Source organism: Paenalcaligenes hominis (assembly GCF_011927625.1).
GTDB classification, from domain to species: Bacteria; Pseudomonadota; Gammaproteobacteria; order Burkholderiales; family Burkholderiaceae_B; genus Paenalcaligenes; species Paenalcaligenes hominis.
The window spans coordinates 290,511-316,689 of the sequence record NZ_JAATIZ010000002.1; the positions used below are offsets into that span (position 1 = coordinate 290,511).

General features: G+C 48.9%; 28 protein-coding genes and 2 tRNA genes. 19 read left to right on the forward strand and 11 right to left on the reverse strand.

Going from position 1 to position 26,179, the window contains the following annotated elements; genetic code table 11:
* Positions 1–98 precede the first annotated feature (98 nt).
* The 3 genes from metG (at position 99) to GGR41_RS05410 (ending at position 3,522) form a co-directional block, all read left to right on the forward strand.
* Positions 99–2,171: a methionine--tRNA ligase gene (gene metG, locus GGR41_RS05400; protein ID WP_167660978.1), complete on the forward strand. Its 2,073-nt coding sequence runs from the start codon at positions 99–101 to the stop codon at positions 2,169–2,171.
* A gap of 66 nt (positions 2,172–2,237) precedes the next feature.
* Entirely contained in the window at positions 2,238–3,140 is a 903-nt protein-coding gene (locus tag GGR41_RS05405; RefSeq protein WP_077734504.1) for a cation diffusion facilitator family transporter, read from the forward strand.
* A gap of 13 nt (positions 3,141–3,153) precedes the next feature.
* Positions 3,154–3,522, forward strand: coding sequence for a 5-carboxymethyl-2-hydroxymuconate Delta-isomerase (locus tag GGR41_RS05410; RefSeq protein ID WP_167660979.1), 369 nt, complete (start codon positions 3,154–3,156; stop codon positions 3,520–3,522).
* A gap of 112 nt (positions 3,523–3,634) precedes the next feature.
* Here the strand turns inward: GGR41_RS05410 and GGR41_RS05415 are convergent.
* Positions 3,635–3,708 (reverse strand) — tRNA-Gly (locus GGR41_RS05415).
* A gap of 91 nt (positions 3,709–3,799) precedes the next feature.
* On the opposite strand from GGR41_RS05415, the gene trmB reads away from it, so the two are divergent.
* The 3 genes from trmB to lysM all read left to right on the forward strand — a co-directional run bounded on the left by trmB (position 3,800) and on the right by lysM (position 5,275).
* Positions 3,800–4,525, forward strand: coding sequence for a tRNA (guanosine(46)-N7)-methyltransferase TrmB (trmB, locus tag GGR41_RS05420; RefSeq protein ID WP_167660980.1), 726 nt, complete (start codon positions 3,800–3,802; stop codon positions 4,523–4,525).
* Positions 4,526–4,723 carry a sulfur carrier protein ThiS gene (gene thiS, locus GGR41_RS05425; RefSeq protein ID WP_167660981.1) on the forward strand — a complete coding sequence of 66 codons (198 nt, stop codon included), beginning with the start codon at positions 4,526–4,528 and terminating at the stop codon, positions 4,721–4,723.
* Positions 4,724–4,825: 102 nt separating this feature from the next.
* Positions 4,826–5,275, forward strand: coding sequence for a peptidoglycan-binding protein LysM (lysM, locus tag GGR41_RS05430; RefSeq protein ID WP_167660982.1), 450 nt, complete (start codon positions 4,826–4,828; stop codon positions 5,273–5,275).
* Between the two features lie 81 nt (positions 5,276–5,356).
* Here lysM and ffh read toward each other — a convergent pair whose 3' ends face one another.
* Positions 5,357–6,862, reverse strand: coding sequence for a signal recognition particle protein (ffh, locus tag GGR41_RS05435; protein ID WP_167660983.1), 1,506 nt, complete (start codon positions 6,860–6,862; stop codon positions 5,357–5,359).
* Positions 6,863–6,961: 99 nt separating this feature from the next.
* On the opposite strand from ffh, the gene GGR41_RS05440 reads away from it, so the two are divergent.
* The 3 genes from GGR41_RS05440 to ampD are packed head-to-tail and all read left to right on the forward strand — an operon-like array spanning position 6,962 to position 8,617.
* Positions 6,962–7,813 (forward strand): cytochrome C assembly family protein, encoded by an 852-nt coding sequence (locus GGR41_RS05440; RefSeq protein WP_167660984.1) that lies wholly within the window; start codon positions 6,962–6,964, stop codon positions 7,811–7,813.
* Positions 7,806–8,045, forward strand: a complete 240-nt coding sequence (locus GGR41_RS05445) for a PP0621 family protein (protein ID WP_167660985.1) — start codon at positions 7,806–7,808, stop codon at positions 8,043–8,045. The genes GGR41_RS05440 and GGR41_RS05445 overlap by 8 nt, the downstream gene beginning before the upstream one ends.
* Positions 8,045–8,617, forward strand: coding sequence for a 1,6-anhydro-N-acetylmuramyl-L-alanine amidase AmpD (gene ampD, locus GGR41_RS05450; RefSeq protein WP_167660986.1), 573 nt, complete (start codon positions 8,045–8,047; stop codon positions 8,615–8,617). Before GGR41_RS05445 ends, ampD begins: the two co-directional genes overlap by 1 nt.
* Here the strand turns inward: ampD and GGR41_RS05455 are convergent.
* From GGR41_RS05455 to htpG, 4 genes are all read right to left on the reverse strand, one after another.
* The gene (locus tag GGR41_RS05455; RefSeq protein WP_167660987.1) at positions 8,614–9,723 is read right to left on the reverse strand and encodes an alpha-hydroxy acid oxidase; all 1,110 of its coding nucleotides are present in this window, start codon (positions 9,721–9,723) and stop codon (positions 8,614–8,616) included. The two genes, ampD and GGR41_RS05455, sit on opposite strands and share 4 nt — an antisense overlap.
* Positions 9,723–10,403 (reverse strand): Fe2+-dependent dioxygenase, encoded by a 681-nt coding sequence (locus GGR41_RS05460; RefSeq protein WP_167660988.1) that lies wholly within the window; start codon positions 10,401–10,403, stop codon positions 9,723–9,725. Before GGR41_RS05460 ends, GGR41_RS05455 begins: the two co-directional genes overlap by 1 nt.
* An 86-nt stretch (positions 10,404–10,489) precedes the next feature.
* Entirely contained in the window at positions 10,490–12,703 is a 2,214-nt protein-coding gene (locus GGR41_RS05465) for a TonB-dependent receptor (protein WP_244951437.1), read from the reverse strand.
* A 145-nt stretch (positions 12,704–12,848) separates the two neighbouring features.
* Positions 12,849–14,753, reverse strand: coding sequence for a molecular chaperone HtpG (gene htpG / locus GGR41_RS05470; RefSeq protein WP_167660989.1), 1,905 nt, complete (start codon positions 14,751–14,753; stop codon positions 12,849–12,851).
* Positions 14,754–14,906: 153 nt separating this feature from the next.
* Between htpG and GGR41_RS05475 the strand changes: the two genes are divergently transcribed.
* Complete coding sequence (locus GGR41_RS05475; protein ID WP_167660990.1) at positions 14,907–16,097, forward strand: RtcB family protein; 1,191 nt, start codon at positions 14,907–14,909, stop codon at positions 16,095–16,097.
* 135 nt (positions 16,098–16,232) lie between these two features.
* Here GGR41_RS05475 and GGR41_RS05480 read toward each other — a convergent pair whose 3' ends face one another.
* Entirely contained in the window at positions 16,233–16,532 is a 300-nt protein-coding gene (locus GGR41_RS05480; protein ID WP_268235105.1) for a peptidylprolyl isomerase, read from the reverse strand.
* 122 nt (positions 16,533–16,654) lie between these two features.
* Complete coding sequence (locus tag GGR41_RS05485; RefSeq protein WP_167660991.1) at positions 16,655–17,107, reverse strand: YaiI/YqxD family protein; 453 nt, start codon at positions 17,105–17,107, stop codon at positions 16,655–16,657.
* Between the two features lie 183 nt (positions 17,108–17,290).
* Between GGR41_RS05485 and GGR41_RS05490 the strand changes: the two genes are divergently transcribed.
* Together GGR41_RS05490 and GGR41_RS05495 are read left to right on the forward strand one after the other, a co-directional pair.
* A tRNA-Leu gene (locus GGR41_RS05490) sits at positions 17,291–17,375 on the forward strand.
* 151 nt (positions 17,376–17,526) lie between these two features.
* The gene (locus GGR41_RS05495) at positions 17,527–17,697 is read left to right on the forward strand and encodes a hypothetical protein (RefSeq protein ID WP_167660992.1); all 171 of its coding nucleotides are present in this window, start codon (positions 17,527–17,529) and stop codon (positions 17,695–17,697) included.
* Position 17,698: 1 nt separating this feature from the next.
* On the opposite strand, the gene GGR41_RS05500 is transcribed toward GGR41_RS05495, so the two are convergent.
* Positions 17,699–18,310 (reverse strand): Fic/DOC family protein, encoded by a 612-nt coding sequence (locus GGR41_RS05500; protein WP_209279753.1) that lies wholly within the window; start codon positions 18,308–18,310, stop codon positions 17,699–17,701.
* Positions 18,311–18,460: 150 nt separating this feature from the next.
* Between GGR41_RS05500 and GGR41_RS05505 the strand changes: the two genes are divergently transcribed.
* From GGR41_RS05505 to GGR41_RS05535, 7 genes are all read left to right on the forward strand, one after another.
* The gene (locus GGR41_RS05505) at positions 18,461–19,555 is read left to right on the forward strand and encodes a LuxE/PaaK family acyltransferase (RefSeq protein ID WP_338112413.1); all 1,095 of its coding nucleotides are present in this window, start codon (positions 18,461–18,463) and stop codon (positions 19,553–19,555) included.
* Positions 19,552–21,015 carry an acyl-CoA reductase gene (locus GGR41_RS05510; protein ID WP_167660993.1) on the forward strand — a complete coding sequence of 488 codons (1,464 nt, stop codon included), beginning with the start codon at positions 19,552–19,554 and terminating at the stop codon, positions 21,013–21,015. Before GGR41_RS05505 ends, GGR41_RS05510 begins: the two co-directional genes overlap by 4 nt.
* Before the next feature lie 3 nt (positions 21,016–21,018).
* A complete protein-coding gene (locus tag GGR41_RS05515; protein WP_167660994.1) occupies positions 21,019–21,762 on the forward strand; it encodes an ABC transporter ATP-binding protein in 744 nt (247 codons plus the stop codon).
* Positions 21,759–22,547 carry an ABC transporter permease gene (locus GGR41_RS05520; RefSeq protein WP_077734484.1) on the forward strand — a complete coding sequence of 263 codons (789 nt, stop codon included), beginning with the start codon at positions 21,759–21,761 and terminating at the stop codon, positions 22,545–22,547. Before GGR41_RS05515 ends, GGR41_RS05520 begins: the two co-directional genes overlap by 4 nt.
* Positions 22,537–23,535 carry an ABC transporter substrate-binding protein gene (locus GGR41_RS05525; RefSeq protein ID WP_167660995.1) on the forward strand — a complete coding sequence of 333 codons (999 nt, stop codon included), beginning with the start codon at positions 22,537–22,539 and terminating at the stop codon, positions 23,533–23,535. Before GGR41_RS05520 ends, GGR41_RS05525 begins: the two co-directional genes overlap by 11 nt.
* Complete coding sequence (locus GGR41_RS05530) at positions 23,532–24,299, forward strand: SDR family oxidoreductase (protein ID WP_167660996.1); 768 nt, start codon at positions 23,532–23,534, stop codon at positions 24,297–24,299. Before GGR41_RS05525 ends, GGR41_RS05530 begins: the two co-directional genes overlap by 4 nt.
* A gap of 110 nt (positions 24,300–24,409) precedes the next feature.
* A complete protein-coding gene (locus GGR41_RS05535; protein WP_167660997.1) occupies positions 24,410–24,637 on the forward strand; it encodes a hypothetical protein in 228 nt (75 codons plus the stop codon).
* A 1-nt stretch (position 24,638) separates the two neighbouring features.
* Here the strand turns inward: GGR41_RS05535 and GGR41_RS05540 are convergent, their stop codons facing one another.
* Complete coding sequence (locus tag GGR41_RS05540; RefSeq protein WP_209279754.1) at positions 24,639–25,241, reverse strand: pseudouridine synthase; 603 nt, start codon at positions 25,239–25,241, stop codon at positions 24,639–24,641.
* An 89-nt stretch (positions 25,242–25,330) separates the two neighbouring features.
* Positions 25,331–25,984: a peroxiredoxin gene (locus GGR41_RS05545; RefSeq protein ID WP_077734479.1), complete on the reverse strand. Its 654-nt coding sequence runs from the start codon at positions 25,982–25,984 to the stop codon at positions 25,331–25,333.
* Positions 25,985–26,179 lie beyond the last annotated feature (195 nt).

A 26,179-nucleotide genomic window follows, 5' to 3' on the forward strand; every position in this document is an offset into this window, starting at 1 on the left:
TCTGCTATGCTTAGCTAGCCTTAGGCTTACTTTTTTCATTCTTTGCTTTTTTATGCTCGCCTTTGTGCGGGCTATTGCCCTTTATAGGTTTTACATTTATGTCGCGCACGATATTCGTTACAACTGCACTTCCCTATGCAAACGGTTCTTTTCACATCGGCCACATCATGGAATACATCCAGGCTGATATTTGGGTGCGGTCTATGCGAATGTCAGGACATACTGTGCACTTTGTAGGGGCTGATGACGCTCACGGGGCGCCAATCATGCTAAAGGCTGAAAGTGAAGGCATTAGCCCTGACGAACTGGTAGCACGTGTAGCGGCCGAGCGCCCCCAGTATTTAAATGGTTTTCATGTTCAGTTCGATCACTGGCATCGCACCAACTCGCCTGAAAACATCGAGCTCTCTCAAGGCATTTACAAGCAACTCAAAGCAGCGGGTTTTATTGATGTCCGAGAAATTGAACAATTCTACGATCCCGTAAAAGGCATGTTTTTGCCTGACCGCTACATTAAGGGCGAGTGCCCCTCATGTGGCGCCAAAGACCAGTACGGCGACAGCTGCGAGGCCTGTAGCTCTGTTTACTCCCCTACTGATCTGATTAACCCGTACTCGACACTTAGCCAGGCTAGACCCGAGCTACGCACCTCAGAGCACTTTTTCTTCCGTCTGTCCGATCCACGTTGCGTAGAGTTTTTGCAAAGCTGGACTACAGGTCAAGACCAACAAGGGCGCCCTCGTTTGCAATCCGAAGTCCTAGGTAAAACACGCGAGTGGCTCAGTAACGAAGACGGGGAAGCCGCCTTATCCGATTGGGATATTTCCCGTGATGAGCCCTATTTCGGTATCCCTATTCCAGATGCGCCGGGCAAATACTTTTACGTATGGCTGGATGCGCCCGTGGGCTACTTAGCCTCTTTAAAAGCCTACTGTGCCAAAAAAGGCATAGATTTTGATGCGCTCATTGACCCAGACAGCGACACCGAGCAGGTTCACTTTATTGGTAAAGACATCGTGTATTTTCATGCGCTGTTCTGGCCAGCCATGTTGAAGTTCTCGGGCCGTAAAACCCCCGACTCGCTGCGCGTACACGGCTTTATTACGCTTAGTGGCGAAAAGATGTCAAAAAGTCGCGGTACAGGCATTTCACCTTTACGCTACCTAGAGCTAGGCCTAGATGCTGAGTGGATGCGCTATTACATTGCAGCCAAGCTCAATTCCCACGTCGAAGACATCGACTTCAACCCCGATGATTTTGTCGCACGCGTTAATAGCGACTTGGTTGGCAAATACGTCAACATTGCTAGCCGCGCTGCTAATTTTATTGGTAAGTTTTTTGATGGCCAATTAGCCTATGTAGGCGACACTAGCGCCATGCAAGCTGAAATCACCGAGCTGGCTCAAACGGTCAGTCACAATATTGAACTAGGCGAATATGGCCGTGCAATTCGTCAGACCATGGCGTACGCCGACACCATTAACCAAGCCTTTGATACCGCGCAGCCATGGATTTTAGCCAAAGGGCTCAACGAAGCCTCTGCTGAAACCAAAGCTCAGCTTCAAGACATTTGTTCTCGTGCTATTGCGGGCTTTAAAGCGCTTTCCGTTATGTTGGCGCCTATTGTGCCCACGCTTGCAGATCGAGTCGCTAACGAGCTTTTTGAACTTGGGCGCAGTTTTACGTGGGCCGATGCCGCTGTGCTGCCAACCTCCATCGCCCGCTTTAAACATCTACTGCAGCGCGTTGATGCAAAGCAAATGGATGCGCTCTTTGAGCCACCTGTGGTGGAAGAGGCAACGCCTACACCTGGCGGTGAAGCCATTGCTGACACTATTGATATCAAAGACTTCGTAAAGCTCGACTTGCGCGTAGCCAAAATCGTTGAATGCACTGAAGTCGAAGGTTCAGATAAATTACTGCGCCTAATGCTAGATGTAGACGAAGGCCGTTTACGTCAGGTGTTCTCTGGCATCAAGTCAGCCTACCGTCCCGAAGATCTCGTAGGCAAGCTAACGGTGCTCGTCGCTAATCTTGCCCCTCGCAAAATGCGTTTTGGTGTATCCGAAGGAATGGTTCTAGCGGCTAGCCACGCTGATGAAAAAAAACACCCTGGGCTTTATATTCTTGAGCCCAATAGTGGCGCCACGCCGGGCATGCGTATTAGCTAAACGCTACCCCCCAAGGCACTAAATCACTTTAGTGCCTTTATTTTGACCTTAACGTAGTGAGAACGTATGCCTCGCACAGACGATAACGAACTTGAACGCAATCTGGCTGCAGCCCGCTCCACCTTAGTCAGTGTGGCAGTTAACTTGTTCTTATCCATCTTGCAGCTGATTGTAGGAATCTTTGCTAAATCCCAAGCCTTGATCGCTGATTCGATTCATTCGCTATCCGATTTGATCTCGGATGCCATTGTATTGATTGCCAATAAACACAGCAGCAAGGCCCCTGATGCAGAACACCCCTATGGGCATCACCGCTTTGAAACCGCAGCCACCTTAGCAGTAGGTGCCATTTTAATCATTGTAGGGCTAGGGATGCTCTGGAGCAGTTTTACTAAACTGCAAAACCCCGGCTTGATTCAAACGGTGCACTTATTGGCCTTGCCTATTGCTGTCTTAGCGCTCATTGCTAAAGAGCTATTATTTAGGTATTTATTACGCGTCGCCAAACGCGTCCGCTCTACCATGTTGGTCGCGAATGCATGGCATGCTCGCTCTGACGCTGCCTCTTCTTTGGTGGTGGCCGTAGCCATTGTGGCTAACCTTATGGGTTTACCTATTGCGGATCCTATTGCCGTGCTCGTGGTGGGGCTATTAATCTTACGCATGGGATGGCGCTTTGCGTTTAATGCATTTAATGACTTAATGGATCAAGCCGTTGATGATGCCACCGAGGCAAAAATCACAAAAATTATCTTAGAGACCCCTGGGGTAATGGGCCTACACGATTTAAAAACCCGTAAACTTGGCGATATGATTTGGGTAGAGGTCGACCTAGAAATGGATGGCCGCCTGACTATTTATGAAGGTCACGAAATTGCCGAGGATGCACGCCGTCGTGTCATGGCCGTTTTACCCGCGCTCGACGTCATGACCCACTTTGATCCAGTGGATGTCGTTAACCCCGAATAAGGCTTATTAAACTATGCCCCATTTACTTGTTGAATACTCTGCCAACCTGAATCCTGACCCTCAGGCTTTGCTAACCGCACTGAACGACGCATTAATTGAAAGTGGGCATTTTGCTGAATTTGATATCAAAACACGCCTTTTTCCTGTGGAGCATTTTTTAATTGGCAACCAAGGCCAACGCGCTTTTGTGCATGCATGTCTGAAATTAATGCCCGGACGCACGCTAGAAGACCGCGCGGACTTAGCGCAACGTCTTAGCCAAACAGTAGCTCAGCAATTCAGTCATGTTACAACGCTTCATATTCAATTCAGCGCCGAGGTGCTTGAGTTGCATGCAGCCACATACAGCAAACAATTCAGTTCTGATGTAAACACTGCCTAGATCTTGGATGGGCCTGATAATTAATTAATGGCTGGGGCTTGCGACACAACGCCATCCACCCGCTAAACAAGCAGCATGGAAAGATTGGGCTAGCTAGGGGAAGAGAAACCGTTGGAGCGGGTGAAGGGAATCGAACCCTCGTATGCAGCTTGGGAAGCTGCCGTTCTACCATTGAACTACACCCGCATTAAGGTACTGTGGCTAAGAAATACCTGTAGGCGTGCTAAAATAACAGGCTGTATTCGTTATTATATCCCAACCGCTGCCATACCGCATCATGAATTCTGAAAAAAATCCTAAAGACTTTGGTCATATAAAAAGTTTTGTTTCGCAACGGGCTCATATGACGCCTAGTCAAAAAGACGCCTATGACCGCTTGATGCCAGTTTGGGGCATCCCTTATGAAAATCGTGTGTTAGATTTAGAAACCACGTTTAAACGCCAAGCCCCCACCATTCTGGAAATTGGCTTTGGAATGGGTGAAACCACATTAAAAATTGCTCAGGCACGCTCTGAAGACAACTTTTTGGGTGTAGAGGTTTTTCCATCTGGCGTGGGTTCGCTGTTAAAACGCATCGAAGAACACAACACGACAAATATCCGTATTATTCAACACGACGCCGTCGAAGTTGTGCGTGATATGGTGCGGCCTGCGACGCTAGCGGGTGTACATATTTACTTTCCAGACCCTTGGCACAAAAAACGTCATCACAAACGTCGTTTGATCCAACCCCCCTTCATTGAGCTTTTAGCGTCGCGATTGTTGCCTGGTGGTTATATTCACTGTGCGACCGACTGGGAAAACTACGCCGAACAAATGCTCGAGGTCTTATCCGCCAGCCCCCTGCTTGACAATCAATTTACCGATTACGCACCACGTCCTGACTATCGTCCTCAAACTAAATTTGAAACGCGCGGATTACGTTTAGGTCATGGGGTGTGGGACTTACTCTTCACGCGCAATACCACCCCTAACCCTGCCACCCTGCTAATGGAGAAATAAATGCAACTTATTCTTAATGGTGAAGCCCGCTCTTTCGAAGGGCAAAACATCTACCAATTGTTACAGGACTTGGGTTACGTAGATAAACGTATTGCGGTTGAGCTCAATGGCGAAATCGTACCCAAAAGCCAGCATGCTGAGACCCTCTTAAATGACGGGGACCAATTAGAAATCGTGGTGGCAGTAGGTGGGGGCTAATCACTTTCTCACAAAGCTTAACAATCCCAAGTTAATTTATCGCGGTTATGTCTGCATAATAAAACGTGTCACCCATCAAATCCCCTTTCAAGGAGAAGTGCAATGAGCGTTTTAAGTTTTTTGAAAAACGTGGGATCCAAGATTCTTGGTAGTACTGATACATCCCCAGCAACCTCAGACGAGCTAAAAAAAGAGTTAGCTAAACACAATTTGGATGCGGAAGGCATTAACGTCAATGTAGATGGTGATAAGGTAACTGTAAGCGGTAACGCCGACACCACAGAGCTAGCAGAAAAAATTGCATTGGCATTAGGTAATACTATGGGCGTGGCCGAGGTCAATAACCAGTTGCAGGTAGCTAAACCTGCCCCCGAGGCGCGCATGTACACCGTTAAATCAGGTGATACCTTGTGGAAAATTGCCGAAGAAATGTACGGTAAAGGCAAAGGTGACCAGTATCAGGTTATTTTCCAAGCCAATACCCCTATGCTAAGCCACCCTGATAAAATTTATCCGGGTCAGGTATTACGCATTCCCGAACTCAACGCCTAAGACTTTAAAGGCCGAGTCCAAATCGCCCTAGGTTTCCCTAGGGCTTTTTTACGTCATTATGACCCGCACTGGCGGAGCCCACTAGCGACGACGACGGCCTTTACCTTTACCGCCGCCTCCTCGTACACCACCGCCGCCCCCTAGCATACCACCTAGGCCGCCCATCATGCCGCCTAGCCCAGGCATACCACCGCCCATGCCGCCACCGCCCATGCCGCCAAGGGCGCGCATCATCTTAGCCATGCCGCCACCTTTCATTTTTTTCATCATGCCCTGCATTTGCTCGAACTGTTTGAGCAACTGATTGACCTCTTGGACAGGCACACCGGAGCCTAAGGCAATACGGCGTTTGCGTGATGCTTTAATAATTTCAGGCTTTTCGCGCTCGGCCGGAGTCATGGCATTGATAATGCCCTCTGTGCGAGCCATTTGCTTTTCTGCTTCGCCACCCTGAATTTGATCCGCTGCCGCGGCAAATTGTGCAGGCAGTTTTTTCAGTAGTGACCCCATGTCACCCATTTTTTTCACTTGCTGGAGCTGATCTTTAAAGTCGTTTAAATCAAAGCGGTCGCCGGCTTTGATTTTTTTAGCCATTTTTTCGGCTTCAGCAATATCAATATTACGCTGGGCTTGCTCGACTAAACTGACGATATCGCCCATGCCCAAAATACGCTGAGCCATGCGCTCGGGGTGAAAAGGCTCTAGGCCATCTAGCTTTTCAGAGATCCCGACAAACTTTAGCGGCTTGCCTGTAATGTGACGCACGGATAAGGCAGCGCCCCCGCGTGCATCACCGTCTAACTTGGTCAATACCACCCCAGTTAAAGGTAATGCCTCAGCAAAGGCTTTGGCTACGTTAACCGCATCTTGCCCCTGCATGGCGTCAACGACAAACAAGGTTTCAATGGGGTTTACGGTATCGTAGAGCAAGCGGATCTCTTGCATCATGGCTTCGTCAATACCTAACCGCCCTGCTGTATCCACAATCAATACATCGTAATGATGTCTACGCGCGTGATCCACAGCACGAGTCGCAATGTCTTGCGGTTTTTCTGTCGCACTAGAGGGTAAGAAATCCACCCCGACTTGACCGGCTACGGTTTCCAACTGATCTATGGCAGCAGGACGATACACGTCGGCACTGACCACGAGCACTTTCTTTTTGCCCGTTTTGCGCCCACTTTGTGTATGACCACCCTCGGCGAGCCATTTCGCAAGCTTACCCGTGGTAGTGGTTTTACCCGCCCCCTGCAGACCTGCCATTAAAATAACAGCGGGGGGTTGAGTCGCCAAAGAAAGCTCTGATGCCTGCTCACCTAAGTCGGCGCCCATTAAGTCAGTAAGCTCTTTGTGAACTAAGCCCACTAAGGTTTGACCTGGATTGAGCGAATCGGCGACCTCTTGGCCCAAAGCCTGCTCTTTGACCTTGGCGATGAACTCTCGTACCACAGGTAAAGACACGTCGGCCTCGAGTAAGGCCATGCGGACTTCGCGCAACATTTCTTGGGTGTTGGCCTCAGTCAATCGGGCTTGGCCACGCATTGTTTTTACAACACGTGACATACGTTGGGTAAGATTTTCAAACATATGGCTGGTTTCGCTTAAACTATAGAATAGAGGAGACAGATTAAATATGGTTTACTGTGGCATCGTGCCTGAAAACCTTTACCTACCCTGTCGATAAATATGTCTGCAAGTATAGTATTTCATGGATTGGCGGCCATCGCCTATGCTGTATTGGCTTTATCCTTATGGCTACCCATACAAAAATACCAACGATCCCCCCACTTAGACCGTACCTTCAGAACGGGATTATTAGGCGCTATTATCATTCATGGCACCGGTTTATTATTAGCCATTATTATGCCTCAAGGTCTGCATATAGGCTGGGCCAGCGCATTATCTGCGGGGTTATGGTTAGGTATGGTGGTATTTTGGTTCGAAAGCCTATACCTACGCTTGGATAGTTTATTACTTATATTACTACCTACGGCTGCTGTAGTCAGCTTAATTGCAGCGCTTTTTCCGCATGGCGTCGTTGTTAGCTCTGAAACCAGCGAATGGTTACGGGTTCATTTATTAATTGCGTTGGCCTCTTATGGCTTGGCCGGTGTGGCGGCTTTACATGCCATTTTAATTACAGTGCTTGATCGTCAACTTCACAAACCGGTTCAGCGCGCCGGAGAACAAAACACGTGGTACCGAGCTCTCGATAGCATGCCACCTCTTATGGTTCAGGAAGACCTCTTGTTTCGCTTGATACGCATGGCTTTTTTTGCATTGACGCTTACTGTATTGACAGGCGCCGCGGTATCATTACGGTTAGTTGATCAACTGCTTCCTGTCGATCACAAAACGTTTTTTACTCTGTTGTCTTGGTTTACTTTTGGTGGGTTGCTGCTCGGTCGCCGTATTCGAGGCTGGCGCGGGCGCACGGCTTTACGCTGGACTTTGGTAGGGTTTAGTTTTTTATTCCTGGCCTATTCCGGAAGCCGATTTGTGTTAGATGTTATTTTGCAGCGAGGTCCTTTTGGCTAAATTATTAATTTGGGTGGTTGTTATTATTGCCGCGTTATTTATCACCCGACTCATCACCCATAAAAAAACGGTAGCGCGTACGCGCCCAAGGCGTGCGCCTAGCCCTAAGGGAACAGAACAAATGGTGCGCTGCGCCCATTGTGGTATTTATCTGCCTCGCTCAGAGGCACTCATGAGTAATGATCACACATGGTGTAGTTTAGATCACGCCAAACTTGGGCCACGCCACTAATGCAATTAGATCGTCATGGTTGGTTGCATCGTATAGAGGGGGTGCAGCATGCTGTTTCCCCAAACCACAACGAACGCCCCCACCTCTCTACGCCCTTTTTGTTAGTAGTCCACAATATTAGCTTGCCCCCTAATCAGTTCTCAGGCGATGCAGTCATTGATTTTTTTCAAAATCAACTCGATTTTACTGCACACCCTTGGTTTGAGAACATTCGTGGGGTCACGGTTTCAGCCCATTTTTTAATTCGGCGCGACGGGAATTTAGTGCAGTTTGTATCAACGGATGATCGCGCCTGGCACGCGGGCGAATCGCTCTTCGAGGGGCTAACAGGATGCAATGATTTTTCTATTGGCATAGAGCTAGAAGGCGCTGACCACATCGCCTATACCCCCGAGCAATACGAACGCTTAAGTAGGTTGACCGAGCTACTATGCCAACGCTATCCCATACGCGCGGTGCGTGGTCATGAGCATATTGCACCGGGACGTAAAACAGACCCGGGCCCTAGCTTCGATTGGTGGCATTATGCACACCAGTGCCATTTACCTTTGCGTTTTTTTCCGCTGGACTAGCCCAAAGGCATTAGATTAGCCTTGTTTATATCAGCGAGTTGGGCGCAACCCGCTAAGGCCATCGCCACTTCAAGCTCAGTGCGTAATATATGCAGAACATGAGCAACCCCCGCAGCACCCGCCGCAGCTAAAGCGTACACATAGGGGCGCCCAATCAATACAGCCTGCGCCCCAAGTGCTAAGGCCACAAATATGTCTGTGCCACGACGTATACCGCCATCCATCAAAATAGGGATGCGCCGGTCTACCGCTTGGACAATTAAAGGCAAAACCTCCCATGCTGTAGGGCTAGCATCCAAAACACGCCCACCATGATTGGAAATAATAACCCCTGCCGCACCGATTTCTACGGCTTGCTGCGCATCTAGAGGATGCAAAATGCCCTTTAACAATACCGGCAAAGGGCTGTGCTTTATAAACTGTGCGACCTCGTGCCATGTGGGTCGGGTAGCCAAATAACCCGTACCAAACAGTGGGCTTTGTCCTGCCCCAACGACTGGAGGGACAGGGATGTGCATGTCTTTGAGGTTTACCGCAGCGACCGGCTCTGGTAGAGCGAACTGTGCACGTTGTTCAGTATTTCGAATACCATTGACTGGCGCATCTACCGTTAATACGATGGCCTGTATCCCAGCTGCTACGGCACGCTGTAACAAACGCTCTGTGGCCTGTGTATCTGGCTGCCAATACCATTGCAACCACTGCGGCCCTGGCGCATGGTGTGCGATGGCCTCAATGGTCTGAGATGCCTGCATACTAATAATAAAAGGGGTCTGCATTGCCGCTGCCGCCAGTGCCGAAGCCAGCTCACCCTGGGTGTGAGCCAGTTTCTGATACGCTACGGGCGCTAAAAATAGGGGATACGCATACGTCTGGCCTAGTAACTGCAACTGAGTGGAGGCATGGCTTAAATCATTCAGTACCCGCGGCCAAATACGGTAGGGGGCTCCGGCTTCATTACGACGCATAAGCTGTTCATCAGCGGCCCCACCACTAAAGTACGCCCAAGCTTGAGCACTCATGCGTTCGTAGGCATACGGCACGTAGTCTTGAACCGCAACAATTTCAGCAGGGATAGCGGTTAAAGGTGGCAAAATCGTTGTCATTAGAGTTCAGCCCATTCGCGTAATAAATTATGGTAGACGCCACTTAACCGGGCAAGTTCACTGGGTGACGCATTGCTAGCCGCCAAGCGTTGAATGCTTTGATCTAATTCCCACAACATACTGCGTTTATGCGCCTGTCGCACCATGCTTTGCGTCCAAAAAAAAGAGGCGAATCGACGTCCTTTGGTGACTGGGTTGACTCTATGCAAACTGGTACCCGGGTACAACACCATATCGCCAGCGTTTAATTTAATCGACTGCTGCCCGTACGTATCCTCAATCACTAGCTCGCCCCCATCGTAGTCGTCCGGATCACTCAAAAATAATGTGGATGACACATCGGTGCGCAGACGTTGTGAGGTATCTGCTAAAGGAAAAATGGCATTATCAATATGATTCCCGTACGTGCCGCCGCCCTGATAGCAATTAAAGCGTGGCGGTAGAATTTTGGCGGGTAGCGCAGCCGCCACAAAGCTTGGGTTATTATTTAAAATATGCAATAAAAAAGCGCCAACCTGTTGAGCAATTGCATTGTCTATAGGTAACTGCAAATTGGTTTTTACCTGCTGTGCTAAATAACCTGCCGTTTCCTTGCCTTCTTGCCAAGGCGCACTTAATAACGCCTGCTGACAGTCGTGCACTTGTTCAGGCGTTAATACCTCAGAAATGGTAATCAGCATACTAAACCCCACTCAAAAACCCACTCAATCATCATAAACAAAACCGCCCCCTAAGGGGCGGTAACCTGGCTGCATCAGCTCAAGATTTACTCAAAACGGTAAGTCGCATTCAGCATATAGGAACGGCCCGGCCCCACATTGGCAAAAATACCCACATGAGACGCATCGTATACCCGTGTGTTGCCAATATTGTTCACATTGAACTGCAGGTTGAAGCTCTTATTCACATCGTAACGCACCATGGCATCATATACAGTATGAGAAGGAAGCTTTAACACATTGGCATCATCCACAAAACGTTGCCCTACATAGGTTACCCCTGCACCGGCAGTCCAGTCGGGCATAAACTTGTATGTAGTCCACAACGAAGCACTGTTTTTAGCGATAAATTTGATTTGATTCCCATCAAAGACATTCGTACCATTACGGTATTTTTTAATCTTAGGATCTAAATACGTATAGCCAGCCCACACATCCCATTTGGGGGTAATAGCACCTGAAACGCTTAGCTCTAGACCACGTACACGATTGCTGCCTGCCAATGACACATTTCCGGTTAACGGGTCGGTAGAACGGGCATTGGTTTTATCTGTTTGGAATACTGCGGCGGTTAAGGACAACTTCTCGTCCATTACATCCCACTTGGTACCTAGCTCCCAAGAGTGGCTTTTCTCGGGTTTTAAGTCGTGCAACTGAGCACCACCCGCAGGGCCATCTGCCCCACCTGCCTGTCCAAAGTTTTCCCCTGCTGGGTTAGAGGACGTACCGTATGAGAGATACACCGAGCCATTATGGACTGGTTTATAGACAACCCCGGCTTGGTAATTCCATAGATTATCTGTACGTGAATTATTTTTAACGGTATCCGTCACTTTAAACTTGTCGTAACGCACCCCAGCATTCACCGACCACTGCTCGTTTAACTGTACCGTGTCAAATACATAAATGGATTGGGTCTTAATTGAACCATCTTTTGTCTTTGGGCCATAAGCAAAATTCGTGGTGTAAGGGCGATTGGGATTCGGATTCCAAAATGAATCGGTATCGGCACCAGGCCCACCTGTCATGGCTTTAGAGTAAATGTCTTCTTTGCTGAACTCTATTCCTGCCGCAATTTGGTGCTCTAGCTGCCCTGTTCTAAATTGACCAAATACATCGGTTTGGTTAATTAAGGACTCGCTTTTGCGCCAACGCATACGATCAGCACGCGTAAACTGCAGGCCTGCATCTTCCGTGGCGCATGATCCTGTTGCCCCTGCCACACAATTATCAAAAGATGGGCGAGTGTAGAGATAGTGGTTAAGGCTAGTTCCGTAACGGGTAATATTTCGTACGGTAAAATCGTGATTTAAATCATGCTCGATTTCAGCCGTGGCGGTATCAAAGGTATTTTCTCGGAAATCCACTTCCTTACGACCATAATAGTTGTTGCGATCAACTTTAATCGGCTCTACCCGATCTGGATTGGCCTGATTACGGAAAGGAATGCCCCAATCGGGTGTGTCTTTGTTCACAATATGGGAATAGCTCAATGTGGCCCGAGTAGGCGTTCCTAAGCCAAATGATATCGACGGCGCGATCCCCCAGCGATCCATTTTCACTTCATTACGGCCTGGCATATCACCACCAGTACGCATCAGGTTTAAACGCATGGCACCCGTGTCACTAAACACATAGTTACCATCTACTGTCAGCCGATGCTGGCCGCCATTACCAATGCCTGCGCTGCCCTCGGCAAAGTTTTCTAATTTTGGGGTTTTAGTTACCAAATTAATGCTGCCACCGGTACCACCTCGTCCAGTGTAGGCTGAGCTGGGGCCTTTAATGACCTCTACCGACTCCAAATTAAATGTTTCGTGTGAACCGCGTGCATAATCACGAACCCCATCAATAAAAATGTCAGTACTGGCCTCGTAGCCGCGTATGAACGGACGGTCTCCGGTTGGGGTGCCCCCTTCTCCGGAACCTAATGTAATACCTGGCGTGGTGCGCAGCACATCTTGCAGTGAGGTGGCGGCCCGGTCTTTAATTAACTCTTCAGAAATCACATTCACGGTGCGAGGCGTGTCTAACAGTGGAGCTGTCATTTTCAGAGAGCTGGCTTCTTTAGCTTGGTACGCATCCACATTCGATCCCTGCACAGAAATCGTTTTTAATTGCTGCACGGTGTTGGTGTCGGTGTCCTGTGCAAAAGCGGGGGCCGCTAGCGCGCTACAAATTGCCGTATAAAGCACCTTTTGGCTAAATGATCTGGCCAACGGATAACTGCTGAGCATCACACTCTCCTGAAATGAATACATTCTAATTAAATTTACAATTTGACAAATGATAATCATTATCATTAGCAAACGCAAATCGAATGTTATTGCCATTTGCAGTGTTGCTACGAGGCAACAAAAAAGGCGATGTGTTCACATCGCCTTTAGCCGTTAGAAAAAGAGCGCCTTAGCTTTTTAATAACAAGCGGTTCATACGTTGTACAAACAACGCTGGCTCATCCAATGTAGCCCCTTCGGCAAGCATGGCTTGGTCGACTAGCAACGCGGCCCAATCGCTAAAGTCATCCTCTGCGGCTTCATTAATACGATTAATTAAGCTGTGCTCGGGGTTAATTTCAAGAATAGGTTTTAGCTCGGGCGTTTGTTGACCAGCGGCTTGAAGCATGCGCAGTAGATGCGGACTCATTTCATTTTCATCCACGACCACACACGCAGGTGAATCCACCAAGCGACCAGTAATACGCACCTCTTTCACCTTGTCACCTAGAGCGGTTTTTAAACGCTCGACTAACGGCTTGTAGGTTTCTGCTATTTGCTCTTGTTTTTTCTTTTCCTCATCATCTGCTAGCTCGGCAAGATCTAACCCGCCTTTAGCAACCGATACCAAGGCTTTACCGTCAAACTCATTCAAGAACGACAGCATCCACTCGTCTACCCCTTCGCTAAACAGCAAGACCTCGATACCTTTTTTACGGAATACCTCGAGATGAGGGCTGTTTTTAGCGGCAGAATAAGAGTCTGCTGTGACGTAGTAAATTTTGTCTTGACCCTCTTTCATGCGTTCGATGTAATCCGCGAACGAGACATTTTGCACAGAGGTGTCATTATGGGTCGACGCAAAGCGCAACAAGCTCGCAATACGATCTTTGTTCGTCGAGTCTTCGCCTACGCCCTCTTTCAGCACGGAACCAAATACCTGCCAGAAACTCTCGTATTTCTCGGCTTGATTTTCTGCTAGGTCTTCGAGCAAGGACAAAATACGACGAGCAGAGCCATCACGGATCGCACGTACGTCACGGCTCTCCTGCAAAATTTCGCGGGACACGTTTAAGGGCAGATCAGCCGAATCAATCACACCCCGAACAAAACGCAGATAGTTGGGTAACAACTGCTCGGCGTCGTCCATGATAAACACACGTTTTACATAAAGCTGCACACCACGTTTGGCATCGCGATCCCACATATCAAACGGAGCGCGTTTGGGCACATACAGCAGTTGGGTGTATTCGGTGCGGCCCTCGACACGATTATGTGTCCACGCTAATGGTTCTTCAAAGTCATGAGCAATATGTTTGTAAAACTCAATGTATTGCTCGTCTTCAATGTCATTGCGTGAGCGAGTCCAGAGCGCGTTGGCTTGGTTGACGTTTTCCCACTCGTTAGTCCGTAAGTTTTCTTGTTTTTCTTCGTTCCATTCCTCTTTGCGCATTTGCACTGGCAAAGAAATATGATCTGAGTAACGACGCAAGATTGAACGTAAACGCCAGTTATCGGCAAACTCAGCATCCTCTTCACGCAAGTACAAGGTAATCGCTGTACCACGATCGGCTTTTTCAGCCGGCGCAATAGTGAACTCGCCCTCTCCGGTGGACTCCCAAAGTACGGCTTCTGTTTCAGGTGTTCCCGCGCGGCGAGTTAGAACAGAAACCTTTTCTGCCACGATAAAAGACGAGTAGAAACCGACCCCAAACTGACCAATAAGCTGCGAGTCTTTTTTGTTATCACCGGTTAATTGACTAAAGAACTCTTTGGTGCCAGAACGAGCAATGGTACCTAGGTTTTGGATCACCTCGTCCCGGTCCATCCCAATCCCGTTATCTGATATGGTGATGCTACGGGAATCCTTGTCGTAATCCACACGAATGCGTAGATCCGCATCCCCTTCGAGAAGGTCGGGGTTATCAATGGCTTCAAAGCGCAATTTGTCACACGCATCGGACGCATTGGATACCAATTCGCGCAAAAAGATCTCTTTGTTGGAGTACAAAGAGTGAATCATCAAATGCAGTAGCTGTTTTACTTCTGTTTGAAAGCCGAGGACTTCCTCATTCTTTTGTTCTACTTGACTCATGTCGGTTCACATATAAGGAAAAGAGTTAATCAATAGGTTTATAGATGGGTGCGTTAGGTAAAAATTCAAGCACATAACCTATTTTCTTAAAATACCTCGTGTTTCCAAGACCTTAGCTGGTATTCTAGCGTAGTCCATGCCATCATAGATTGTATGAAACACGTTATACACCATGAAGGGGCTGCGCCCATCAAGATCTGGACCGACGATATTGATCCAGCCGCCTTAGCTCAATTACAGAATGTCTCCACGCTACCTTTTGTGCACTCGCATGGGGTGGTTGCCATGCCTGATGTCCATGTGGGTATTGGTGCCACAGTAGGAAGTGTTATTGCTACCGATCATGCGGTGATTCCGGCGGCAGTCGGGGTAGACATCGGATGTGGGATTAATGCCGTGCGCTTGTCGCTGACAGCCACCGATCTGCCTGACAATTTAGCCCCTATACGTCACCAGATCGAACGAGACGTGCCTCTGGGTGCGGGGCCTGCAGGGACGCACAAGCCTAAAAACATGCCCAAGTTCGATATCGAGCTGTCTACGCGCCTAAAACAACTCACAGCAAAACATCCTCTGCTAGAAAAAAATAATGCGCAGCGTCAAATCGGTACCCTAGGCTCAGGCAATCATTTTATTGAGATCTGTTTAGATCAAAACGATGACGTATGGGTCATGCTGCACTCTGGCTCGCGAGGCATTGGCAATTTAATTGGCCGTTATTTCATAGAAAAAGCCAAAAAACGCATGGAAGCGTTTGGTATTCAGTTACCAGATGCCGATTTAGCCTATTTGCCAGATGACAGCGACGACTTTGACGACTACGTCGAGGCCGTGCAATGGGCTCAAGACTACGCCTTTGAAAACCGTCGCGTCATGATGGCTAAAACCATAGCGGCTCTACGCCGCCATATTAAAAAACCGTTTCACGTTACCCAAGAAGCCATTAATTGCCATCACAATTACGTAGAGCAAGAGGAGCACTTTGGGCGCAAGCTCTGGGTGACACGCAAAGGGGCTATTCGAGCTAGGGACGGTGATTTAGGCGTTATTCCCGGCAGCATGGGCCAACGCAGCTATATAGTGCGTGGTAAAGGAAATATTGATTCGTATTGCTCGTGTGCACATGGGGCAGGCCGTCAGTTCAGCCGCACCCAAGCCAGAAAGCAATTTAGTGTAGAGGATTTGCGTGCCCAAACCGAAGGGGTAGAGTGCCGCAAAGATGCTGCAGTGTTAGACGAGTTGCCGAGCGCTTACAAAGACATTGATGAGGTCATGGCAAATCAAGAAGACTTAGTAGAAGTCTTGCATGTGTTAAAGCAGGTGGTATGCGTGAAAGGGGCGTAGTCTTTATGTAAGCTAGACCTCGTTAAGCGCAACATGTTGCACTCACAGACTACGCCCATTTCATTGCTCCACAAAGCCAGCACGGCCGTTGACTAGGCAATAGCAACGGCTAGCGCATGGCTAAGGCACAAAGAATTAGTCGTTGCGTTCTGTCACCAAAACCAAATGGTAACCAAACTGGGTTTTAACAGGCCCTTGAACTACGCCTACTGGGGCAGTAAACACTACCTCATCAAACTCAGGCACCATTTGACCACGGCCAAATGTCCCTAATGCGCCACCTTGGTGGGCGGATGGGCAGCTAGAGTTTTGTTGAGCAAGTTGCGCAAAATCGGCGCCTGCTTCGATAGCGCTTTTTAATTCCTGAGCGCGGGCTTCTGTTTCTACTAAAATATGACTTGCGGCGGCTTGTGCCATAATCGACTCCTTATTAATACAAGCTAAAAGAGTAACCCAACTCTGTAGACGCTTCTAGTCATGTGGGCACAAACCATCAGTATTCACATGTAAATGGGCACATTAGGCTCTGTGGACTACGGGAACGCGCACTCATCATCTTAAGTCCGGCTTAATTTTTGCATTAACGCATCAAAGGCATTGGCAAACGCTTTTCTATCACTATGAGACAGCGCGGCCGGCCCTCCGGTATCGACACCGAAACCTCGCAATTCCTCCATTAGGTCGCGCATTGCTAGCCGTTCTCGAATCGTATCAGCCGTAAAACGCTCTCCACGGGGGCTGAGCACATGGACCGCTTTATCTACTAGCTGTGCAGCAAGCGGAATATCGCCGGTAATGACCACATCGCCTGCTTGAGCCTGCGCCACAATATAATCATCGGCCACATCAAACCCACGCTGAACCTGAATCGCACGCACCCATGGCGACGGCGGTGTACGCAACGCCTGATTTGCCACTAAATACATCTTGCACTGCCAGCGCTGTGCACCTCGATACAAAATATCTTTAATGACCACCGGACATGCGTCCGCATCTACCCAAATTTGCATGCCAAGCTCGCTTAGTTAAACCCTTATTAAGGGGTTGATTATGACACTCAAACGTAACGCCCTGCTATAAATCAGTGCCGAGGATTAGACAAATAAATGCTTTGCTTTTAGCTTTTGAAAAATTGCTTGCGTATCTGCCCTGCTCCCTCTATAATTTCTTTTTGCTGCTACCAGATAGCTCGTGCCCGAGTGGTGGAATTGGTAGACGCGTCGGACTCAAAATCCGATCCCGAGAGGGGTGCCGGTTCGATTCCGGCCTCGGGCACCATTAGCATAAAAAACAGACCGCATTTGCGGTCTTTTTTTCGTCTAACTATACTGCAACTCAGTAGGTTTTGTTCGAGGGCTAAATGTACGGCAACGACAAAAACCAGAGCAGTGCATGGTATAATCAAAGGTGTTCTCTTGGAGCCTATTACATGTCAAATGTACACAGCGCACCCTTGCGTCAGCCTACTAAAACCGTCTCTAAACAATGTCTTTATCGTGCTGTGGCTAGCTCTGCAGCCCTAGAAAGCACAGCCAACACGGCTACTATCGAAGCCCAACTTAAATCTGATCGCTATGCGCAGTTGCAGCTAGCGCGTTAGCTTAGGCAGGCCAAATATCTTTAATTAAACGCTGCATAGGCATATAGTCTCCCATCAGCCCAGCATGAATCGCCCCTATATAATAGGCTTTATTCTGGTCCCACCCGCTGTAGTCTAAAGGGGTAAAGCCAGCTTGAGTTGCCATCACGTCCAGTAGCAATCTTCCCAAGCGCCCATTCCCTTCTCTAAAGGGGTGGATCAAAATAAACTCCACATGACTCTGCGCTAAATAAGCCCATAATTCATCTAGGCTATAGGTAGGGAGGTATGGATAATGCTGCAAAAACTGTTGCTCGTACTGATGTAGCAATGTAGGAAGCAAGTGCGCAGAGGCAAAAGGAAAAGCACCTTTAGACATGTGTACAGTACGCAATTGGCCTGCCCACTGATACAGGGGCCCAAGCCATCTATAATGCCAGTACTGCAACACCTCTACAGATACTTGCGGCACATCAAACTTAGGCTCAAACAGGGCTTCATACAACCGCAGCAACAGACGGTTTTCTGCTAGGTTCATTTCTGCTTGGGTTTTAATGTGAAGGGTGTTTTTTAGAACCTGCTCTTCTGCATTGGGTTCATATTCAACCTCACTTCCATAGGTACGGTATTTCACAAACACCTCCTATCGCTAGTTTGACGGTGACTTAAGGTTCAGATTAACGGCACAAACGCAACGCGTAAAGCCCGTTTTGCTATGGCCTTTATGTATAATTTGGCTACCTTTACCTTTTAAACCTTAGCGTTTGTTGCTTAAGAGGCGTGTGTGCATAGCTCTACTCATCCAGCTTTACCAACGGAATTAATCCAAGACCTACAGCAGTTTATGCTGGTTCCCGATCACAGTGATACGGCGTTTAACGCCATGGCTTTACGCATTTTTAAGCACCAATTCCAGCATAATCTCGCTTATCAACGCTATTGTCAGCATCTAGGCAAAACACCGCGCTTTATCACGCATTGGCGCGATATTCCTGCTGTGCCTATCAATGCTTTTAAAGATGCCACCTTAAGCTGTTACCCGCCCGAGCTCTGCCAACATGTCTTCATGACCAGTGGCACCACTCAAAATGTGCGCGGACGCAACTATCATCCGGATGCCACGGTGTACGACCTGTCTATGCGCTTGTACTTTAAAGAGCGCTTTATGCTAGATGATGAGCGTATGCAAATGGGAATTATTTTCCCTACTGCCGACACCTTGCCTCATTCCTCTTTGGCGCATTATTTGGGCTTAGCTCTAACGCACTTTGGTACGGAGTCCAGTGGTTATTTTATTGATGAAGAAGGGTTACAGGTGGATGCTTTATGCGCCCAGCTAGAGTCAGCGATCGCTAACAACAAGCCTTATGCGTTATTAGGGGCCAGTTACAGCTTTGTACACCTCATAGACGAACTCCAACAGCGCCAACGTCGTTTCCAACTCCCTGCCGGCAGCCGCCTTTTTGACACGGGGGGCTTTAAAGGTCAGTCCAGAGACATTGAGCTGACTGAGTTTTATGCCGCCTTACACGAGTTCTTCGGCGTAACCCCTAGCCAATGCATCAATATGTATGGCATGACTGAACTCAGCTCTCAGCTCTACGACAGAGGAAATCACAACACACCTTCAGTCAAGTCGGGGCCACATTGGACGCGTTTCCGTTTGGTTGACCCGCTGACAGGGGCGGATGTTGCGCAGGGCGAGCCTGGGGTGGTGGTGCATTATGACCTAGCGAATTACAACTCGGTTGCAGCTCTGTTAACAGAAGACTTAGGCCTGGCTAAAGACGAAGGCTTTCAATTATTAGGCCGTGTTGCAGGGGCAGAAGCCAAAGGCTGCTCATTAGCGATGGAGCATTTCTTGCAGGCTGTGCAATGAACACACAGCACTGGCAAGCAGGATATTGGCCAGAGCAGGCCATGCTGGGTTCGGTAGAATGGGAAACGCATACTCATACGTCTCCGTATGGCGTGCTGCATCTGCAATTACCACGCCTGCACCCAGATCAAATAAAACAGTGTGCAACATACTTAAAGACCCAAGCCCAGCGTCATTTACGTGAACGCTCGATTTACGACATCGTATCGGCATTGGATCAGTGCGTACAGCTCATGTTGAATCCACATTGTGAACAACGTCAACAGGTGGAACGCGCTTTACAAAAAATCACCGGCTACGATGCGGAAATGTTACGACTCGGCATTAACGCCTGCTTGCGTACGTTTAGGCGTCCCGAGCTGCTGCGTTTTTTGAGTGAAGATTTCACTGACCCAACGATTCTGGATGATTTCAAGCCCCGAATCCAAGGCGGCTGGTCCAAAGCCATTGGACCTGAACTGCTAGGCGTGGTGTGGGCTGGCAATGTTCCCGGCATTCCCATGTGGTCCCAAATAGCGGCCCTCCTAACTAAAAGTCCAAGTCTGGGCAAGGTAGCCACCGCCGAACCTATTTTTGCAACGTGGTTTGCGCGCAGCTTACAACGTGTCGCCCCCGATTTAGCCCAAACCCTAGCTGTTTTATGGTGGCCAGGCGGTGATACCGGCTCAGAGCACAGTCTGCTGCAAGAGGTGGATGTCATGATGGTGTATGGGGGCGAAGCCACCTTACAGGCGTGGCAAAATCAATTGCCCGCTTCAGTGCGATTGCTAGGTCATGGTCATAAATTTAGTGCCGCCTATATTAGTCAGTGCGCGCTCGATACACGACAAGCTCAGCATTGTGCTCAACTCGTGGCTTTAGACAGTAGCCAATGGGATCAACAAGCGTGCTATGCGCCACAAACTGTTTTTGTAGAACGCGGCGCAGCCGTAAGCCCCAAAGAGTTTGCCCTGCTAGTCGCTGGCGAATTAAACGCGTTGGCGCAACGGTATCCGCGTCAGCCTATTTCCCTAGCAACCAAACAGGCCCTCGCTCAGTGGCGCCAAGTGCACACCATGGCGTGGTTACAAGGCCAAGCAGTGGAGATTTTTGGTAGTCCTACCGATGAATGGGCCGTGGTATACAAGGAACATGCCACCCAACCCGAGGCCAGTCCAACCCAACGCTGTATCACCGTCATCGCAGTGGACCATAGTCAAGAGGTGATTGATTTGCTGCGTCCATACCGTCGTGTGCTGCAAACGGTGGCGCTCGCGACCAGTCCAGAACAGCTTTTTCTTGTAGCCACTCAGCTCAGTGCCATTGGCGTGCATCGTCTTTGCGCGCTGGGGGCGACGGCACAGCCCCAAGCGGGCTGGCATCATGATGGGCGCTTTAGCTTATTAGATCTTATCCGGATGACGGACATAGAAAGCTCGGCAGAACGCTTAGCACAACAATTTGCTTGGTATAGAGATTAACGTATGGCTTTCTTAGCGCTTCAGCACATTAGTCATCGCTATGCGAATCAACACCACGGGTTGACCGATATTGACCTGCAATTACAAAAAGGCGAGTTTCATTGTTTACTTGGACGCAGTGGTTCGGGTAAATCCACCTTATTAAAAATTGCAGCTGGATTGATTCAGCCTACCGCTGGCCAGGTACTACTTAAAGGCAAAGCCCTGCTTAAGCCCAGCACAGAAATTGGGTTTGTATTTCAACAGCCGACGCTGTTGGATTGGTTGACCGTGCTAGATAATGTCTTATTACCTGCGGCATTGCACGCTACACCTAGCTTAAGCCAAATTCATCAAGCTAAGACCCTGCTTGCTGAGGTGGGGTTGAGTGATTTAATGCAACGCTATCCGTCACAGCTTTCTGGTGGCCAACAAAGTCGGGTGGCGTTGGCTCGGGCTTTGTTATTGCAGCCTTCTTTGTTGTTGCTAGATGAGCCATTTGCGGCCTTAGACGCATTAACCAGAGAACTACTCCAAGACTTAGTGTTAAGCCTTTGTGCTCAATACCAAAGTACAGTGCTGTTTGTCACGCACGATGTCACCGAGGCATTATATTTAAGCGACACGATCACCTTACTGGAACAAGGTCGACTGCACTCCCATTATCCTATTCATTTCACCACGCCTCGCTCTGAGTTATTACGTGCCGATGCCGAATTTGCTCAGCTGAGTTATGCCTTTCGCTTAAAGATGAAACAACTTCAATGAGACGTTCTTTTTGGTCACGATGCTGCTCACTGCTTTTTTTAGTGATAGTGCTGCTTTTCTGGGAATGGGCAGTTCACCACTTTAATTGGTCTGCTCTGATCTTGCCTGCCCCCAGCCGCGTTGCACAGGCCCTTTATAACGGCTTGATGTCTGGGTATTTTTGGCCACACTTACGCCAAACTACACTAGAGGTTGTATCCGGTCTTTTTTTAGGGGGTGGGTTAGGCTTTGTGCTTGGCGTACTACTGGGGCAATCTCGTTTCTGGCAAGCCGTGTTAATGCCGTATGTGTTGACCAGCCAAGTGGTTCCTAAACTGGCTTTGGCCCCCTTGCTGACGCTATGGCTTGGGTTTGGCTTTTTACCTATGGTGGTGATTACGGCCTTAGTCTGTTTTTTTCCCGTACTAGAAAACACCCTAACTGGTTTGCAGCAAACGGACTCAGCCCGTTTGGAATTATTCCGTATGCTAGGCGCCACTCGTTGGCAAACGCTGTGGCGCCTAAAGCTTCGTTTGGGGCTGCCTTATACCTTGTCGGGGTTGCGAGTCGCTGCCGTCTTGGCCCTGGTAGGAGCCATTGTGGGCGAGTTTATCGGGGCAAATCAGGGTTTAGGCGCATTAATTATTGCTGCGCAGGGCTCTATGGACACTACCCTTATGTTCGCCGTTCTTATCTTAATCACTGGATTAGGGCTAGGGTTGTACTACTGCACTCTGGCTTTGCAACGCATTGTGTTGCGTTTTTATTCACCTCATTCTACTGGTGTGTATTCTCATGATTGTTAAACGCTTTTTTTTACGTCAGGTCGCTGGTTTGGCGTTGGGTACCTCATTAGCCCTAAGTGGCTCATTGGCTTGGGCACAACATGCTACCGAACGCTTTACTTTAGCGGGCTGGAGCAAGCCCATCAGTGAAATCACGCAAATTATTGCTGAGCCAGAACTCAAGCACTTTAACGAGCAAGGGTTGGACTTGGCCTACCTACCCGGCGCGGGTGGTGGCGATGCCTTACGTAACTTGCTTAGTGGGCAAGCCGATATTGCGTTTACGGACCCGGGCTCTTTCTTTGCCGCTTTAGACCAAGGGGCTGAGCTCATTGCTGTGTATGATATTTATCCCCAGAATGTCTTTAATGTCGTCAGTCTTAATTCCAGCCCCATTAAACAGGCAGAGGATTTAAAGGGGAAAAAAATTGGGGTATACAGCCTAGCCAGTGGCACACGGCAAAACTTGCAAATTTTGTTGCATCAGGTGGGTTTAAAAGAAAGCGATGTGGAAATTATTGTCACAGGCTTATTGAACTTTGCTCCACTCATGCAGGGTCAAGTTGATGCTACCGCTGCCACAGACACGGGGCTATTGGTAGCCCAATACCGTGGCCTAAAAGACCCACAAGTCATCGAAGTCAAAGACTATTTAAATTACTCTAGCGATTTGTTTGTGGTGCGTGCTAAAGACGTTGCAGAGCGTAAAGAGGCGATTCAACAGTTTTTACAGGCCTATAAAAACAGCACTGAATGGATGATTCAGCACCCTGATCAAGCTGCACAGCTTGCCGTGAAATATGCCATTGATGGCCAAGACTCTAAGCTAAATCAACAAATTATCGAGGCACGCAATCGTTCCAGTGAGTCTGAGCTCACCCAACGTGATGGTTTGGGCACATTAGATGTCAGCTCTTTACAAAAAGCTGCCGATACGTATTTTGAGTTAGGCTTGATCAAGAGCCCACTTGATATGCAACAGTATGTCAGTACAGAGCTGGTGCCATGAACTTTAAAGGTCAAACCGTTTTAGTCACCGGGGCCAGTCGTGGCCTTGGAGCCGCTACGGCGAAAGCGTTTGCTGCACAGGGCGCCCTGGTTGTTATCAACTACAAGCAAAACACCGAAGCAGCCCAGGACACCGCTCGGGCCTGCGAACAGCTTGGCGGACAAGCCTGGCCTATTGCGGCCGATGTGCAAGATGCCTCTGCCGTACAGGCCATGGTGCAAGACATCATCAGCGAAACAGGACGTATTGATGTGTTGGTTAATAATGCTTTTGCGCCCTATTGCTTCAACCCAGATCAACGTCAACGTTTTCATGAGTTAAGCTGGGAAGACTGTGCTCGCCAATTAGATGGTTCGGTAAAAAGCACTTGGCTTGTTAGCCACGCGGTGGTGCCTCATATGCAGCGTGCCTGCCGCGGCAGTATTATTCATATCAATAGCGACCTCAGCGAAGACCCCATCGTGCCTTATGCTGATTATGCAACAGCCAAAGCGGCATTAAATGGGCTGACTAAGCAAATGGCAGCCGATCTAGGTCCCTATGGTATACGTGTTAATAGTGTGGCTCCAGGGCTTATCTGGCCCACTGACTCTAGCCGTGCGACACGCGCCTCGATACGAGAGGACATTATTGCGCGTACCCCTCTGCGTCGCATTGCTACCCCTACTGACATCACTGGGCCTATTGTGTTTTTAGCCTCTGCACAGAGCGCCTTTATGACGGGGCAATGTTTAGTGGTAGATGGCGGGCTTGTGATGCGTTAAATTCGGTATACCGCGCCCCATTCCGATGGGGCGATGTTTCGTAAGAGGGCTTTGATACAGGCACCTCTATTGCGTTATGCTATACGTTTACGTGTTCGTATCGATTGACTATGCGCTCTTTAATTGTCCACCTGGGACTCATCTTAGGCATGAGTGTCATCACGGCTACAGCCTATGCTGCTGCAAAGCCAACCTCTCCAGCCCCCGCTACTTCCTCGACTCCTTCCCAGGCATCCGCCCCAGAAAAAACGGCAAGCCCTACTCAAAAAACAGAAGCCCCTAAACCCAAGCTAACTTGCACACCGCTAGGACACCGAGGCTTTATTTACTGCCGCTAGTTTAAAAATGGGCTGGAATCGCTAGGTCTTGCCATTGCCCCGGTGGCAATGGCCCCAACGACCATGGACCTATTTGCACTCGTATTAAACGCAATGTAGGTAGCCCTACTGCGGCTGTCATACGCCGCACTTGGCGATTTTTTCCTTCGCTGATCCGTAGTTGAATCCAGGTGGTAGGAATGTTGGCACGATAGCGGATAGGAGGCGTGCGAGGCCAGATGTTCGGCTCGTTTAAGACAGATACCTCTGCCGGTAAAGTGAGCCCATCATTTAACAGCACCCCGTTACGCAGTGCCTCGAGTTGTTCCGCCTGGGCCTCGCCCTCGACCTGAGCCCAATAGGTTTTACGCATTCCAAATTTGGGCTCGGCAATACGAGCTTGAAGCCGCCCATCGTTAGTCAAGAGCAATAAGCCTTCACTATTACGATCTAAGCGCCCTGCCGCATAGACCCCCGCGATGGGCACGAAATCTTTTAATGTGGCTCGCCCTTGCTCATCGGTGAACTGGGTCAGCACATCATACGGTTTATTGAATGCAATTAAGCGCGGAGCCGCATTAGCGCGAGAGCGGCGGCGAGTGGTTGCAGGGGAAGAAGAACGCATGGTGGTCATCCGGCAATTGAAGGCCGTATCTTAGCACTGCCTTATGAACAAAAAAACCCTGCTGAGCAGGGTTTTTAGGCGTGGCTACTTTAGTTAGGTGCCTTAACAAAACGTAGGTAAGGCAATTTAATGTCCACCTCGCCAAATTTTTCTTTGGCTTGCTCGTCGTTTAGCGCTAGCCCCACGATAACGTCTTGGCCAGGTGTCCAGTCGGCGGGCGTTGCAAGAGGCTTGCCATCAGTTAATTGAATGGCATCAAGCACACGCAAAATTTCCGCAAAGTTGCGACCCACAGACATCGGATACGATAAGGTCAAACGGATTTTTTTATCTGGGCCAATAATAAATACAGTACGTACTGTTGCGCTGTCTGCTGGGGTACGCCCATCGGGTAAATAGGCCTCGGCAGGCAACATATTGTACAGTTTTGATACCTGCAACGAGGTGTCATCAATAATGGGGAAGTCGGCAGGCGAACCCGAGAAGGCCTCAATATCGCGCTTCCATTTGTTGTGATCTTCGACGTTGTCTACCGACACGCCCATGACTTTGGTATTGCGTTTGGCGAACTCGGGCACCAAGCAGGCTACCGCACCGAATTCAGTGGTACACACAGGAGTAAAGTCTCTGGGGTGTGAAAACAAAATAGCGTAGCTGTCGCCAATCCAATCGTGTAAGGTGATTTCGCCGGCAGTGGAGTCGGTGGTGAAATTTGGTGCTACATCATTAATACGCAATGACATGGTCTTCCCCTTTTAATCATTAAACAATCACATTTCATTATAAATGCTAGCACACTCAATGCTGAGGTATTGGTTGCTTTTAGTTATATCGATTTAACTATTAAATCTCAACCCTATTATTTCCACTATGGTTTTCCCTGTCTAAACCAAGCGGATTCGCATTTCATCTCTACTGTTAAGTTCTGCTACTATCAA

Coding starts and splice junctions, on each gene's coding strand:
- trmB (WP_167660980.1), top strand. CDS start 3,800: ATGAATTCTGAAAAAAATCCTAAAGACTTTGGTCATATAAAAAGTTTT.
- lysM (WP_167660982.1), top strand. CDS start 4,826: ATGAGCGTTTTAAGTTTTTTGAAAAACGTGGGATCCAAGATTCTTGGT.
- ampD (WP_167660986.1), top strand. CDS start 8,045: ATGCAATTAGATCGTCATGGTTGGTTGCATCGTATAGAGGGGGTGCAG.
- ffh (WP_167660983.1), bottom strand. CDS start 6,862: ATGTTTGAAAATCTTACCCAACGTATGTCACGTGTTGTAAAAACAATG.
- metG (WP_167660978.1), top strand. CDS start 99: ATGTCGCGCACGATATTCGTTACAACTGCACTTCCCTATGCAAACGGT.
- GGR41_RS05465 (WP_244951437.1), bottom strand. CDS start 12,703: ATGTATTCATTTCAGGAGAGTGTGATGCTCAGCAGTTATCCGTTGGCC.
- GGR41_RS05440 (WP_167660984.1), top strand. CDS start 6,962: ATGTCTGCAAGTATAGTATTTCATGGATTGGCGGCCATCGCCTATGCT.
- GGR41_RS05485 (WP_167660991.1), bottom strand. CDS start 17,107: ATGCAAATTTGGGTAGATGCGGACGCATGTCCGGTGGTCATTAAAGAT.
- thiS (WP_167660981.1), top strand. CDS start 4,526: ATGCAACTTATTCTTAATGGTGAAGCCCGCTCTTTCGAAGGGCAAAAC.
- GGR41_RS05520 (WP_077734484.1), top strand. CDS start 21,759: ATGAGACGTTCTTTTTGGTCACGATGCTGCTCACTGCTTTTTTTAGTG.
- GGR41_RS05515 (WP_167660994.1), top strand. CDS start 21,019: ATGGCTTTCTTAGCGCTTCAGCACATTAGTCATCGCTATGCGAATCAA.
- GGR41_RS05495 (WP_167660992.1), top strand. CDS start 17,527: ATGTCAAATGTACACAGCGCACCCTTGCGTCAGCCTACTAAAACCGTC.
- htpG (WP_167660989.1), bottom strand. CDS start 14,753: ATGAGTCAAGTAGAACAAAAGAATGAGGAAGTCCTCGGCTTTCAAACA.
- GGR41_RS05405 (WP_077734504.1), top strand. CDS start 2,238: ATGCCTCGCACAGACGATAACGAACTTGAACGCAATCTGGCTGCAGCC.
- GGR41_RS05535 (WP_167660997.1), top strand. CDS start 24,410: ATGCGCTCTTTAATTGTCCACCTGGGACTCATCTTAGGCATGAGTGTC.
- GGR41_RS05460 (WP_167660988.1), bottom strand. CDS start 10,403: ATGCTGATTACCATTTCTGAGGTATTAACGCCTGAACAAGTGCACGAC.
- GGR41_RS05545 (WP_077734479.1), bottom strand. CDS start 25,984: ATGTCATTGCGTATTAATGATGTAGCACCAAATTTCACCACCGACTCC.
- GGR41_RS05530 (WP_167660996.1), top strand. CDS start 23,532: ATGAACTTTAAAGGTCAAACCGTTTTAGTCACCGGGGCCAGTCGTGGC.
- GGR41_RS05525 (WP_167660995.1), top strand. CDS start 22,537: ATGATTGTTAAACGCTTTTTTTTACGTCAGGTCGCTGGTTTGGCGTTG.
- GGR41_RS05510 (WP_167660993.1), top strand. CDS start 19,552: ATGAACACACAGCACTGGCAAGCAGGATATTGGCCAGAGCAGGCCATG.
- GGR41_RS05455 (WP_167660987.1), bottom strand. CDS start 9,723: ATGACAACGATTTTGCCACCTTTAACCGCTATCCCTGCTGAAATTGTT.
- GGR41_RS05410 (WP_167660979.1), top strand. CDS start 3,154: ATGCCCCATTTACTTGTTGAATACTCTGCCAACCTGAATCCTGACCCT.
- GGR41_RS05540 (WP_209279754.1), bottom strand. CDS start 25,241: ATGCGTTCTTCTTCCCCTGCAACCACTCGCCGCCGCTCTCGCGCTAAT.
- GGR41_RS05475 (WP_167660990.1), top strand. CDS start 14,907: ATGAAACACGTTATACACCATGAAGGGGCTGCGCCCATCAAGATCTGG.